Annotated in this window: 13 protein-coding genes; 8 read left to right on the forward strand and 5 right to left on the reverse strand. The window is 58.4% G+C overall.

Translation table 11 applies throughout. The features are described 5' to 3' along the window. Positions 1-199: 199 nt before the first annotated feature. Complete coding sequence (locus tag BOW53_RS10455; protein ID WP_078487933.1) at positions 200-388, reverse strand: recombinase family protein; 189 nt, start codon at positions 386-388, stop codon at positions 200-202. A gap of 26 nt (positions 389-414) precedes the next feature. Here BOW53_RS10455 and BOW53_RS10460 point away from each other — a divergent pair, with 26 nt between their 5' ends. After that, on the forward strand, positions 415-1,314 hold the full coding sequence (locus BOW53_RS10460) for a YifB family Mg chelatase-like AAA ATPase (RefSeq protein ID WP_078487934.1): 900 nt from the start codon (positions 415-417) through the stop codon (positions 1,312-1,314). On the opposite strand, the gene BOW53_RS10465 is transcribed toward BOW53_RS10460, so the two are convergent. After that, entirely contained in the window at positions 1,311-1,700 is a 390-nt protein-coding gene (locus BOW53_RS10465; protein WP_078487935.1) for a sirohydrochlorin chelatase, read from the reverse strand. The two genes, BOW53_RS10460 and BOW53_RS10465, sit on opposite strands and share 4 nt — an antisense overlap. Positions 1,701-1,894: 194 nt before the next feature. On the opposite strand from BOW53_RS10465, the gene BOW53_RS10470 reads away from it, so the two are divergent. Next, on the forward strand, positions 1,895-3,793 hold the full coding sequence (locus tag BOW53_RS10470) for an ATP-binding cassette domain-containing protein (RefSeq protein ID WP_078487936.1): 1,899 nt from the start codon (positions 1,895-1,897) through the stop codon (positions 3,791-3,793). A gap of 8 nt (positions 3,794-3,801) precedes the next feature. Here the strand turns inward: BOW53_RS10470 and BOW53_RS10475 are convergent, their stop codons facing one another. Then, positions 3,802-4,359: a DUF1415 domain-containing protein gene (locus BOW53_RS10475; protein ID WP_172838867.1), complete on the reverse strand. Its 558-nt coding sequence runs from the start codon at positions 4,357-4,359 to the stop codon at positions 3,802-3,804. Next, positions 4,346-5,158 carry an MOSC domain-containing protein gene (locus BOW53_RS10480; RefSeq protein ID WP_245832111.1) on the reverse strand — a complete coding sequence of 271 codons (813 nt, stop codon included), beginning with the start codon at positions 5,156-5,158 and terminating at the stop codon, positions 4,346-4,348. The genes BOW53_RS10475 and BOW53_RS10480 overlap by 14 nt, the downstream gene beginning before the upstream one ends. A 212-nt stretch (positions 5,159-5,370) precedes the next feature. Between BOW53_RS10480 and BOW53_RS10485 the strand changes: the two genes are divergently transcribed. The 3 genes from BOW53_RS10485 to BOW53_RS10495 all read left to right on the forward strand — a co-directional run bounded on the left by BOW53_RS10485 (position 5,371) and on the right by BOW53_RS10495 (position 9,479). Then, positions 5,371-6,489 carry a PilT/PilU family type 4a pilus ATPase gene (locus tag BOW53_RS10485; RefSeq protein ID WP_078487939.1) on the forward strand — a complete coding sequence of 373 codons (1,119 nt, stop codon included), beginning with the start codon at positions 5,371-5,373 and terminating at the stop codon, positions 6,487-6,489. Between the two features lie 19 nt (positions 6,490-6,508). Continuing rightward, complete coding sequence (locus BOW53_RS10490) at positions 6,509-6,874, forward strand: thioredoxin family protein (protein WP_078487940.1); 366 nt, start codon at positions 6,509-6,511, stop codon at positions 6,872-6,874. Between the two features lie 130 nt (positions 6,875-7,004). Next, the gene (locus tag BOW53_RS10495; RefSeq protein WP_135607074.1) at positions 7,005-9,479 is read left to right on the forward strand and encodes a glycogen/starch/alpha-glucan phosphorylase; all 2,475 of its coding nucleotides are present in this window, start codon (positions 7,005-7,007) and stop codon (positions 9,477-9,479) included. Positions 9,480-9,566: 87 nt separating this feature from the next. Here the strand turns inward: BOW53_RS10495 and BOW53_RS10500 are convergent, their stop codons facing one another. Next, entirely contained in the window at positions 9,567-10,019 is a 453-nt protein-coding gene (locus tag BOW53_RS10500) for a Slp family lipoprotein (RefSeq protein ID WP_172838868.1), read from the reverse strand. A 108-nt stretch (positions 10,020-10,127) separates the two neighbouring features. Between BOW53_RS10500 and BOW53_RS10505 the strand changes: the two genes are divergently transcribed. Genes BOW53_RS10505 through serB form a run of 3 tightly spaced genes read left to right on the forward strand, consistent with a single transcriptional unit; the run spans position 10,128 to position 11,998 of the window. Next, a complete protein-coding gene (locus BOW53_RS10505; RefSeq protein ID WP_245832112.1) occupies positions 10,128-10,439 on the forward strand; it encodes a GIY-YIG nuclease family protein in 312 nt (103 codons plus the stop codon). 34 nt (positions 10,440-10,473) lie between these two features. Next, on the forward strand, positions 10,474-10,764 hold the full coding sequence (locus BOW53_RS10510) for a YcgL domain-containing protein (protein ID WP_078487944.1): 291 nt from the start codon (positions 10,474-10,476) through the stop codon (positions 10,762-10,764). A 22-nt stretch (positions 10,765-10,786) separates the two neighbouring features. Then, positions 10,787-11,998, forward strand: coding sequence for a phosphoserine phosphatase SerB (gene serB / locus BOW53_RS10515; protein WP_078487945.1), 1,212 nt, complete (start codon positions 10,787-10,789; stop codon positions 11,996-11,998). The last annotated feature ends 237 nt before the right edge of the window (positions 11,999-12,235 follow it).

A 12,235-nucleotide genomic window follows, 5' to 3' on the forward strand; every position in this document is an offset into this window, starting at 1 on the left:
ACAAGAGGCTATCGATCACCGAATGAATTATTTATGGGGCGGCAAGTGGATTTGCTTGCTGCGTAATTGAATTGCAGTTATTACTTGAAACCGCCAAATGCCTTCCTTGGACTTTGCCTTGATAAGCGGTCTAGGCTTTCCACCAACAACACGCAATCCTTTTCAATTTCTCCTTCGTGTAATGCTTGCAGAAACCTTCCTAACTCACCTTTTCTAGGTTTGCCCCAGAATGGGCAGACAAACCTATATCTTGTAGGCTTTCCACAAGTTCAAGATTATTTTCATCAGCATATTCCCTAGCAAGTTCCATCTGTCGTCCAAGAGAATGCCCTCTAAGTTGTGCTTCCGTAGACATGCGGATATAGCTAAACGCACGTTTCTTAACCATTGTTCACCTAGTCCTTAACTTATTGAATGCATTATAGAACAATTGGGCAACACTTGCTGATGATAGGCCCACCCGGTTCGGGCAAGTCCATGCTGGCCAACCGCCTGCCGGGCCTTCTCCCACCCATGTCGGAAGAGGAGGCCCTGGAGTCGGCCACCATACTCTCTGTCAGCAACCAGGCATTCAAACACGAGCTGTGGAGAAAGCGCCCCTTTCGCAATACCCACCACACCGCCTCCGCCGCTGCCCTGGTGGGCGGTGGAAGCAACCCCATGCCCGGCGAAATCTCCCTAGCCCACAATGGCATACTGTTTCTGGATGAACTGCCGGAGTTCGACCGTCGGGTTTTGGAAGTACTTCGCGAACCCCTGGAGAATGCAGAAGTGACCATCTCCAGGGCCACCCGCCAATCCGTCTTTCCGGCCCGCTTCCAACTCATTACCGCCATAAACCCTTGTCCCTGCGGATACCTGGGAGATACCCATGGGAAAAGCTGTCATTGCACAGAAGACCAGGTAAGGCGCTACCGGGGCAGGATTTCCGGACCTCTGCTCGATCGCATCGACATGCACATAGAGGTACCACGACAGCCCCTGGAGATGATCAGCAACCAAACAGCAAATGACGAGGAATCGAGCAGCGATGCCAGGGCACGAGTAGCGCAGGCAAGAGCACTGCAGCTCGAACGCAACGGTTGCACCAACAGCGCTCTGCAGGGCCATGCACTGGAGCATTTGTGCAGGCCGGACAATGAGGGGCAGAGACTACTGCACCGGGCGATGGATCAACTGGACCTCTCGGCCAGGGCCTACCATCGAATCCTCAGGTTGGCACGCACTATCGCCGACCTGGGTCAGTGCGATGCAATCAGCGCCAGCCATATTGGTGAGGCGATCGGTTACCGGCGACTCGACAGGGAAAGCTAGCCCGCTTTGGCTGCCAATTCCAGCAACAACTCCGGCATCGCCTCGCTACCTCCGAGGTAGCCGCAAAGCTCAACGGCAACTTCCGGGCAGCGCGTCCGACCCTGGTCAACGTCGCTGGGTATATCGGTCACCACGTGTCGGCCGGCAGAGAGGAAATAGGGCAACACCAGCACCCGCTGTGCACCGCGCTCACAGCAACGGGCTATACCATCAGGGATAGAGGGCTCCGCCAACTCCAGGAAAGCCGCATCCACCTGGCTGAAGCGTTCACCGGCCAAGGCAGCGAGTTTTTGTGCAACTGCCCTCACCTCGTCGTTAGACGCCTCGCGCCGACTGCCGTGGGCCACCAACAACAGGGCCGTACCACTACCTACATGCTCGCTCATTATTCACTCCCACCCTTGAACCGGGCTTCAAGCCCTCGTCTCAGCAGAGCCTGGTATCCGGACTCTGGGTTTAAGGATTGTGGCACCCATGGAGGGTATACAGTGTCATTGCCAGCCAGGAACACCACAGCACTCCTCTCAAACATGGGGATAATTATCGGCAACTGCAACCGATCCTGCTAAACTCCGCCGCCATGCTCAGGTTCGACAAACTCAGTCTTCGGCGCGGTACCAAGCTGCTCTTTGCCGATGCCTGCTTCACTATCCATCCCGGCCAGCGGGTTGGAGTCACTGGAGCCAACGGCACCGGCAAGTCGAGCCTGTTTGCCCTGATCAGGGATGAACTGCATGCCGACAGCGGTGAGTTCAGCATCCCCCGCGACTGGGTGATCGCCCACGTAGCCCAGGAGACGCCCGCCGACAGCCGCCCCGCCATCGAGTACGTACTGGATGGTGATGCCGAACTGCGTAACATCCAGGCACAGTTGGCAGAAGCGGAAAACGCCCACCAGGGCGAACGTGTGGCCAAACTGCACACCCGCCTGGACAACATAGGCGGCTATACCGCACGCTCCCGCGCTGCACGCCTGGTACACGGGCTCGGTTTCAAGCCGGGAGAAGAGGATGAGGCGGTCAACCACTTCTCCGGTGGCTGGCGCATGCGCCTGAACCTGGCCCGGGCCCTGATGTGCCGTTCCGACCTGCTGTTGCTGGACGAACCCACCAACCACCTGGACCTTGATGCCGTCATCTGGCTGGAAGAGTGGCTCAAGGGCTACCCAGGCACCCTGCTACTGATCTCCCATGACCGTGACTTCCTCGATGCCGTCACCAGCCACATTGCCCACATCGAGCAGGGAGGCGTCACCCTCTACACCGGCAATTACTCCGCCTTTGAGCGTATCCGCGCCGAACGCCTGGCCAACCAGCAGGCGGCGTATGAAAAGCAACGGCGCGAAGTGGCCCACATTCGCAGCTACGTGGACCGTTTTCGGGCCAAGGCCACCAAGGCCCGTCAGGCCCAGAGCCGGCTCAAGGCCCTGGAGCGCATGGAACTGATCGCACCGGCCTACGTGGACTCACCTTTTCACTTCAGCTTCAGACCGCCGGAAAAGACACCCCACCCCTTGATGCGCCTGGAGCATGCGGCAGCCGGTTACGGCGACACCCCGGTTCTCAACAGCGTCAGGCTGGCTCTTTCACCCGGCGACCGGATTGGACTGCTTGGCCCAAACGGGGCTGGCAAGTCCACCCTGATCAAACTGCTGGCAGGGGAGCTCTCCACCCAGAAGGGCAAGCGGGAAACGGCACAGGATCTGAACATCGGTTACTTCGCCCAGCATCAGCTCGACCAGCTTCACCCGGAACACAGTGCCCTCGATCACCTGATGCAGATCGATCCCAAGGCAACCGAACAGGCCATGCGTGACTACATCGGTGGCTTCGACTTCACCGGTGAGCGGGCTGAATCCCCTGTTGCTCCGTTCTCAGGCGGTGAAAAAGCGCGCCTGGTACTGGCACTGCTGGTCTACCAGCGCCCCAACCTGCTGCTGCTGGACGAACCCACCAACCACCTCGATCTCGAGATGCGCCACGCCCTCAGCCAATCACTGCAGGATTTCGAAGGTGCCATGGTGGTCGTTTCCCATGACCGCCACCTGCTGCGCACCACCACGGATCAACTGCTGCTGGTCAACGACGGCGAGGTGGACGAGTTCAAGGGGGATCTGGATGACTACCCCCGCTGGCTGGCTGACAACCGCTCAGCACAAATTGACAAACCGTCCGGTAACGAAGAGAAGGAGCACAGCGCCACCGCACGCAAGGAGCGCAAGCGCCAGGAAGCGGAGCGGCGCAAGCAGCTGCAGCCGCTGCGCAACCAGGTACAGAAACTGGAGAAGGAGATGGATCGATTGATGGAACAGCAGGCAACGATGGAGCAGCAACTGGCCGACCCGTCCGTCTACGATGAGGAGAACAAGGCTTCCCTCAAGCAGTTGCTGGAAGATAAAGCGAAGGTGGATACCTCGCTGAACGAAATAGAAGAGCAGTGGATGACCGCCTCGGAAGCGCTTGAATCCGCAGAGAGCTGACCGGGCTCTTACACTTGGCAACACCGCTCCAGCCGCCATTTCACCTCTTCCAGCCCCATCTCCCGCAGCAGCTTGATGTTGCGCTCCGGGATGCTTGCCGGATCGGGATAGCTGGCCACCGCCGACTCCAGGTCATCCTCCCTGATCAGGTGGAACATGGGATAGGGTGAGCGGTTGGTATAGTTGGACGGATCGGACTCATCGCACTCCTCGAACAGGTACCGGGGGTGAAATCCGGCTATCTGAACCACACCCTTCAAGCCGCTCTCCTCCAGCAGCCGATCCACCAGCTCCAGAAAATCGTTGTAACGCCCGTAATCCGCCAAACCTTCAGAGAGGATCAGAAAACCGGTGGCCGCAGATGTTTCGTCCTGCTGCTGGAAACGGTCCAGTGCCTGCAGCAGATCCATGTAAATTCCTTCTTCGTCCACAGCATCCGATACGGCGTAGAAGATACGGCCGGCCGAGACCACCGGTTCGGCAAAGGGACAGAGATTGAGCGCCACCACCACTTCACGAATCCACCGCTCGATGGATGCCACCACCTGCTTCTCAGTCGCCGTCACGTTCGAGCACCTCCACACCCATACCCACCTTCAACTCACCCGTACCATCGTGCACCAGGTTCTGCCCGAAATAGACAAAGTTTCCCCGGCGACGATAGGTATTCAGGGTGCGCAGGGGCTCTGCTCCCCGCTCCGCCGTCGACTGGTCATTGGTGGTAATGAAACAGCGGGAGCAGGGCTTGGCCACACGGAAGCTGATATCTCCAATACGGATCAGCCGCCAGCTGTCCTCCTCGTAAGGGGCGCAGCCGCTGACAACCAGGTTGGGGCGAAAACGATTCATGGGCAGAGACTCCTCAAGCCGACCATTGAGATCGTCCAGCGAAGCCTGGGATATCAGCAGAAATGGAAAGCCGTCGGCAAATCCCACCTCGCCCCCCTCCCGGGCATAGTCCAGGTCCACCTGCCGGGAGTTGCCGTCCGGCAGATAAACCAGGCGGGCATCGCAGCCAAGGTATTCGCTCAACCAGTCCGCAGCCTGCTCGTCAACAAGGCGAGCTGTACAACTGTCACCCCAGACCTGAACCGTAACCATTTCCCCCACATCAGCCACCTTGGCCACATCCAGCACCTGCATTCCAGGCGCCTGTAATCGAATTCCACCGGGAATCAGCGCGACCTGGATCAGGGCCATTTGGGGATATTCCCGCTGGGTCAGGAACCACCCTTTTGAATCCACCACCATCCAGCGCCTGTCGCAGCTGATGCCCCGCGCAGCCACCGGTGCACTCTGCAGTGCGATGCCGGCACAGGATTTTACCGGGTAGAAATGGATACCACTCAGACTAATCCCTCTCACCTCGCCCCCCTGCCTATCCATCTTCCATTTGTGAAGACATTCCAGATTTCCTGATCATACCCTTTATATCTTTTTATATCTTTCCCGTTCTGCTGTCTTATAGTTAAAGACATGCCCTGTCAGGCATAAGAAAAAAACTATACTACTAATCAGACACACTAAACTTGTGAGTACCCGGCCAATACAGGGCAAGCAGCTTGTGGAGATAGCGCATGGAACTTATCCCCTACCTTAAACTGATGGTACAGAAAAACGGTTCGGACCTCTTTTTCAGTACCGGTGCACCCCCAAACATCAAGGCCGAGGGCAGAACCGCGCCCATAGGCGAGACACCACTGGGAACCGGTGCGGTACAAACGCTCGCCTACTCGATCATGAGTGACGACCAGGTATCGGAATTCGAACGCACCATGGAGTGCAACCTGGCCATATCCATCGGCGGACTCGGGCGCTTTCGTGTCAATGTCTTCCGCCAGCGCGGGGATGTCGCCATGGTGATCCGTTACATCAAGGGCAAGATCCCGAAGATCGAAGAGCTTAACCTGCCAACCATGCTCAAAGACCTGATCATGATGCCCAGGGGGCTGATCCTGGTCGTGGGCTCCACCGGTTCGGGTAAATCGACCACCCTGGCCTCCATGATCGACCACCGTAACGAGAGCGCCACCGGCCACATCCTCACCATCGAGGACCCGGTGGAATTTCTCCATACCCACAAAAAGTCGGTGGTAGACCAGCGCGAGGTGGGTCTCGACACCATGTCCTACGAGGTGGCCCTGAAAAACGCAATGCGCGAGGCACCGGACGTCATCCTGATCGGCGAGATCCGTGACCGTGCAACCATGCAACACGCCATCGCCTACGCTGAAACAGGTCACCTGGCACTGTCAACACTGCACGCCAACAACGCAAACCAGGTTCTGGACCGCATCATCAACTTCTTCCCTGATACGGCCCATCACCAGCTCTACCTCGATCTCTCCCTGAACCTCAAGGCCGTGATCTCCCAGCGACTGGTCAAGACCAAGGACGGCAAACGGACGCCTGCGGTAGAGATCATGGCACTCAGTGCCTTTGTATCCGAACTGATCCAGAAGGGAGACATCCATGCCGTGAAGGAAGCCATGGAGCAAGGCAGCCAGCGGGGCATGCAGACTTTCGACCAGGCCCTGTTCACGCTTTACAAAGAGGGCACGATCACCCTGGAAGAGGCACTGGCCAACGCCGACTCCCGAAACAACCTGTCGCTCAAGATCCGCCTGGACGAAGGAACCGACACCGGAACCGAAACACCGAAGGATTTCCAGATACACGGCGAAGAATTCATATAGAGTCTGTTACACTGGGCAGATGCCCGAAGTACCGATATTCAAGACGCTGGACTCCCTGCAGGCACTCAATGAGTGCATTGCAGGGGAGCCTGCCGCACTGATCTGGTTCACCGGCCCTGAATGCCGTGTCTGCCAGGGCCTGAAACCCAAGATGGGGGAACTGGTAGCAAGCCGCTTCCCGAGGCTGGCTTGCCATCAGATCGACTGCGCCAAGACCCCCGAGGCAGCTGCCCAGCACCAGGTGTTCACCGTACCGACGCTCCTGGTTTTCTTCGAGGGACAGCCATTCCTGCGCAAGACCCGCAGCTTCTCCCTGGCCGAACTGAGCGCCGACCTGGAGCGCCCCTACTCCCTTTTTTTTCAATACCCCGTAAAGGTTTTTTAATCCTTCGGCCCAAAGCTTGCCTTATAATTGCAGGATTGATTAACCCTGAATCACAAGATTACGACCGACTATGCCTCACAAGACCGAAACCTATTTCAAGCCCCTCGTGCACAGCAAGCCCAATGAGAAGATGTTGGCACAGCGACCCCTGGGGCTCGATGCCGACAGCATAGGCGCCAACTTCCGCCACTATTTCGCCCACACCCTGGGACGCAGTGGCGAATGTTACACCACCCACTACCCCTACAAGGCACTGGCCATGACCGTGCGCGACCGCCTGATGGAGCGCTGGATCAAGACCCAGAAGGCCTACGACGAGGCCCAGTGCAAGCGCGCCTATTACCTCTCCCTGGAGTTTCTCATGGGCCGCAGCCTGGGTAACGCCATGCTCAACCTGGGGATCACAGACGAAGTAACCGGCGCGCTCTACGATATGGGCATCCACCAGGAAGAGATCGCCGAGAACGAACCCGACGCCGGCCTCGGCAACGGCGGCCTGGGCAGACTGGCGGCCTGTTTCCTCGACAGCTGCGCCACCCTGCAACTGCCGGTCAAAGGCTACGGTATCCGTTACGAATACGGCATGTTCCGCCAGGATATCGAGGACGGCTTCCAGGTGGAGGAACCCGACCACTGGCTGCGAGACGGCAACCCCTGGGAGATAGAGCGTCCAGAGTACACCCAGCGCATCTCTTTTGGCGGTCGTACCGAGTTCCACTCAGACCAACACGGCAAGCTGCGTGCCCACTGGGTGGATACCCATGATGTGCTGGCCGTGCCTTACGACATCCCCGTCCCCGGCTACTGCAATGGGACCGTCAATACCCTCCGCCTCTGGCAATCGGCAGCCACCGACGAGTTCGACCTGGACGAATTCAACGCCGGCAGTTACACCGAGGCGGTGGGCGCCAAGAACAGCGCCGAAAACATCACCATGGTGCTCTACCCCAACGATGCCAGCGAGAGCGGCAAGGAGCTGCGACTCAAGCAGCAGTACTTCCTGGCCAGCGCCAGCATGCAGGATATTCTGCGCGACTGGAGACGGCGTCACGATCACGACTTCAGCAACTTCGCAGAGAAGGTCTGCTTTCAGCTCAACGACACCCACCCCACCATTACCGTTGCCGAACTGATGCGCCTGCTGATGGACGAGGAAGGCATGGAGTGGGACGATGCCTGGCAGATCACCCGCAGCACCATGGCCTACACCAACCACACCCTACTCCCCGAAGCGCTTGAGCGCTGGCCCGTGCGACTGTTTGAGCAGCTGCTGCCACGCCTGCTGGAGATCATCTACGAGATCAACGCCCGCTTCCTGGCCGAGGTGGCCGCCCGCTGGCCAGGGGACACAGAGCGGCTTCGCCGCCTGTCCATCATCGAGGAGGGTCACGAACCCCAGGTGCGCATGGCCTACCTGGCCATTGTCGGCAGCTTCTCCATCAACGGGGTGGCAGAACTGCACTCCAACCTGCTCACATCAGGCCTGTTCAAGGATTTCTACGAACTGTGGCCCGAGAAGTTCAACAACAAGACCAACGGCGTCACCCAGCGCCGCTGGCTCGCCCACTGCAACCCGGGACTGCGCAACCTCATTTCCGACACCATCGACGGAGACTGGATCTGCCACCTGGAGCAGCTGCGCAAACTGGAAGCCTATGCCCACGATGCCGGCTTCCGCAACCGCTGGCATGAGGTCAAAAAGGCCAACAAGCAGCGCCTGGCTGACCTCGTGGAGCAGGAGTGCGACGTGCGCTTCAACGTCGACAGCATGTTCGACATCCAGGTCAAGCGCATCCACGAGTACAAGCGCCAGCTGCTCAACATTCTGCATGTCATCCACCTCTATGCCCGCATCAAGGCCGGCGAAACAAAGCACATGACACCCCGCTGTGTACTCATCGGCGGCAAGGCGGCCCCCGGTTATCTGCAGGCCAAACTGATCGTCAAGCTGATCAATAACGTTGCACAGGTCGTAAATCGTGACGCACAGGTCGGCGATCTGCTCAAGGTCGCCTTCTTCCCTAACTACCGCGTATCCGCCATGGAGGTGATCTGCCCCGGCACCGATCTTTCCGAGCAGATCTCCACCGCAGGCAAGGAGGCCTCCGGTACCGGCAACATGAAGTTCATGATGAACGGCGCATTGACCATCGGCACCCTGGACGGTGCCAACATCGAGATCCGCGAAGAGGTGGGCGACGACCACTTTTTCCTCTTCGGGTTGACCGAGCCGGAAGTGGTAGAGGCCAGGCAGAGCTATGACCCGAAGAGCATCATCAAAGCCGACTTCAACCTCAGCCGGGTAATGGATCTGCTGGAAAAAGGCCACTTCAACCAGTTCGAGCCAGGTATTTTCGACGCCATCATCCGCTCCATTCGCGACCCCCACGACCCCTGGATGGTGGCCGCGGATTTTGCCAGCTACGTGGAAGCCCAGGAGAGAGCAGGGGCTGCCTATGGAAACCGCGACGGATGGACTGCCAGCTCCATTTTCAACACGGCAGCCAGCGGCAAATTTTCCACCGACCGCACTATGCAGGAGTACAACGAGGATATATGGAAACTCGAGAGCGTGGCCTGCAAGGATTGCAAACCGGAAAACTGAGACCCTGCCCGGCCGTTTCCAAGTGCCTTTCCTGGATACCGGCACTGCCGGTATCCAGGAGCCTCTTGAACTGATCGTATTACGACATCACAGCCTGAAGCCCACACTAATACCAACGCGCGTCCTGGGCGGCCTGATTACCCCTGGCGGCGACCACAGCCACAACTTCTTTATCTCCACGATCGGGAAGTGATAATCGGCAGCACCCACCTGGCCGACCCGCACCTCTTTCACCGTTCCCAGAAGCGTAAGCGCACGTCCCGATGGAAAGTCCCCGGTCTCCATGTAGCCTTGCCCGACAGCCTGAAAGCGCCCTATGGAGGGTTCGGTAACATCAGGTCCGCCCTGCCAGTCCAGGGGATAGGCGAGTATCTCGAATACCGTGCTCTGCTCCCGGTTCTCACCGACCAGTACCACGCCACCCCATACAACCTCCTGTCCGATGAACCGCTCAGGGGCCAGCGCTACCGTCTTGGGTGCCGGCGAATCGAGATCAGGTATCCCCTCATGGGTGGCACAACCGACCAACAATACGGCCATACCAGCAATTAACCAGTTGGAAAAAACCATAACTGTTTCACCCGTTTTGCAGCCTATACAAAGTTTAGACAGTTTCTGGCCTTTTCATTACTGCGGATATCCGGGAAGATGAAGAAAGTCACAGATATCCCACGCTCAATCCATATGGAAAATACCACTGAAAAGGACTGGTACATCTATATCCTGCGCTGCAGCGACAACAGCCTCTATACCGGTGTCACCACGGACCTGGAGCGCCGGGTACAGGAGCACAACGACTCGCCAAGGGGTGCACGCTACACCCGCGCACGCCGCCCGGTACAGCTTGTCTATGCCGAAGCCTGGGCAACCCGCTCCCTCGCCTGCCAACGCGAGGCGGAGATCAAGCAGCTCAGCAGGCCAGAGAAGATAACCCTGATTTCCAAGGCCCCCTTGGGTTAAAATTCAGCATCCGATTTTTTGCTGGTAATTTTGAATGAGCAACACCGCCGACAACCGCCTCCCGTGCTGGATCTACCGCAGCAGCCGCAAAGACGAGATGTACCTCTACCTGGCCAGGGAGGTGGCATTCGACGAACTGCCCAAGGTGCTGATGAAGAACTTCGGCACCCCCACCCTGGCGATGGAACTGGAACTCCACCCCGAACGCCCCCTGGCCAGGGAGAACATCGACAAGGTGATGGCAGCCCTGCGGGAGAACGGCTTCTACCTGCAGATGCCTCCCAGGCTGGAACCCGAACTCCACGAAGGCGAGCAGACCTTCTAATCACCAGGGGCCTGCAACCACTATGCGCGAAATCATCCTGCTCAACATCACCGGCGAAGACCATCCAGGCCTCACCGCCGCACTGACCGAAGTACTGTCCGAGAACAGTATCAACATTCTCGACATCGGCCAGGCGGTGATCCACGATCATCTCTCCCTAGGCATGCTGCTGGAGGTACCTCCCGAGGCTCAATCAGGACCCGTATTGAAGGATATGCTCTTCCAGGCCCACCAGCTGGGGCTGAACATCACCTTCGCTCCCATCGCCGAAGACGAGTACGAACGCTGGGTCGGTTTCCAGGGCAAGCCCCGCTATATCGTCACCCTGCTCGGCCGCAAGCTCTCGGCCCACAACATCTCCCGGGTGGCCCACGTGGTCTCACACCACGGCCTCAACATCGACGGCATCACCCGTCTCTCCGGCCGCTTCTACCTTACCGAGTCCAACGAGCGGCGCCGCGCCTGCGTGCAGTTCTCATTACGCGGCACTGCAGAGGACCTCACCGCCCTGCGCCAGGACCTGCTTGAGATCAGCCGCACCGACGAGGTGGATGTCGCCTTCCAGGCCGACGATCTCTACCGCCGCAACCGCCGCCTCATCATCTTCGACATGGACTCCACCCTGATCCAGGTGGAGGTGATCGACGAACTGGCCAAGGCCGCCGGCGTGGGCGACCAGGTGGCGGAGATCACCGAGGCCGCCATGCGTGGCGAGATCGATTTCAAGGAGAGCTTCCGCCGTCGCATGGCCTTGCTCAAGGGGCTGGACGAATCGGTACTCCAGGGCATCGCCGACACCTTACCCATCACCGAGGGTGCGGAGCGTCTCATCGGAAGCCTCAAGAGACTGGGTTACCGCGTAGGTATCCTGTCCGGCGGCTTCACCTACTTCGCCAACCACCTCAAGGAAAAACTGGGCGTGGACTGCGTCTCGGCCAATGAACTGGACATCGTCGACGGTAAGCTCACCGGCGAAACAAAAGGCGAGATCGTAGACGGAGCGAAAAAAGCCGAGCTACTGCAGAAGATGGCCAACGAGATGAATATCAGCCTGCAGCAGGTGATCGCCGTGGGCGACGGCGCCAACGACCTCCCCATGCTCAGTCTCGCCGGACTCGGCGTAGCCTTCCACGCCAAGCCCCTGGTACGGGAAAACGCCCGCCACGCCATCTCCACCCTCGGCCTGGACGGCATCCTCTACCTGATCGGCGTCAGGGACCGCGAGGTCGCCTGACCAGTACATCTATCCTGCTGCGCAAGGAAGCTGTTTCCTGGTTCACGCAGGATTTGGTAGCCTTAAGGAAACCAAGGGATATCAGCTTCCCGGCAGGACGCTTTCAACTACCAATAAAACTTCTGCCTCGAAGAATATTCAATGGCGGTTTCAAGTAATAACTGCAATTCAATTACGCAGCAAGCAAATCCACTTGCCGCCCCATAAATAATTCATTCGGTGATCGATAGCCTCTTG

The sequence above is a fragment of the Solemya velesiana gill symbiont genome (assembly GCF_002020805.1).
GTDB lineage: Bacteria > Pseudomonadota > Gammaproteobacteria > Chromatiales > Chromatiaceae > Sedimenticola_A.